The organism is Streptomyces anandii JCM 4720 (assembly GCF_014650655.1).
Classification (GTDB): Bacteria; Actinomycetota; Actinomycetes; order Streptomycetales; family Streptomycetaceae; genus Streptomyces; species Streptomyces anandii.
The window spans coordinates 111,215-112,039 of the sequence record NZ_BMVJ01000015.1 but is presented as its reverse complement, the minus strand read 5'-3'; the positions used below and the strand labels follow the sequence as shown (position 1 = coordinate 112,039).

At 76.8% G+C, this 825-nt stretch carries 1 protein-coding gene and 1 pseudogene; both read right to left on the bottom strand.

Annotated elements, in window-relative coordinates; translation table 11 throughout:
• Nucleotides 1-338 (bottom strand): annotated as a pseudogene (locus IE249_RS38450) (hypothetical protein); the annotation flags it as partial.
• Nucleotides 339-371: 33 nt separating this feature from the next.
• The coding region (locus tag IE249_RS38445; RefSeq protein WP_229859224.1) for an LPXTG cell wall anchor domain-containing protein at nucleotides 372-825 on the bottom strand (454 nt) is incomplete at its 5' end.

The window sequence follows — 825 nt, the reverse complement described above, 5'->3', positions numbered from 1 at the left end:
TGGAGGACGGTGCCGGGCGCGCCCTCGGCGTAGAAGGCCGGGCGGCCGCCGCCCGCCGGCGCCAGGGACCAGCCGGGTCCGGACGACGGCGTCGCGTGGGTCACCGCGGCCGCGCCGGTGACCTCGGTGGCCGGGACGGCCGAGGTCGCCCGGACGGCCGCGGTGACCGGTCCGGCGGTCGGCAGGATCAGCAGGCAGGACAGGCACAGCGCGCGGAACAGGCACAGCGCGCGGGACAAGCGCAGTGCGCGGGACAGGCACAGCGCGCGGGACAAGCGCAGTGCGCGGGACAGGCACCGTGCGCGGGACAGGCGAGGGGCACGGGCGGTGGGCGGCATCGGCGGCTCCGGCGTTCGTACCTCGTCGGGATGTCAGCGGCGGGCGCGGGTCGCCGCCCGGCCGCGCCGGGTCAGCCACAGCGAGCCCGCCGCGCCCGCGAGCAGCACGGTGCCGCCGAGCGTGCCGAGGGCGACGACGGAGTCCTCGGGACCGGTCTGCGGCAGTTGCCCGCCGGAGCCGGTCCCGCTCTGGGCGCTCCCGGCGGATCCGTTCGCCCCCGATCCGCCCGGGCCACCTGAGCCACCCGAGCCGCCCGAGCCGCCCGAGCCGCCCGCCGCCGTGACGTCGAGGGTGAGCGACGGACCGGGGCTGTTGGTCGGGGAGCACGTCGTCGTCGTACCGAGGGCCTTGATGGTGAGCGTGCCCGCGGTGAAGGTGACCTTGCCCGTCCTGCGCGGGGTGTAGGTGCCGCTCAAGTCGTTGATCTTGATGGGAGTGTTGGCGGGAATGGCGGCCTGGTTGGCCGGGCCCGTCACCGACAGGGTG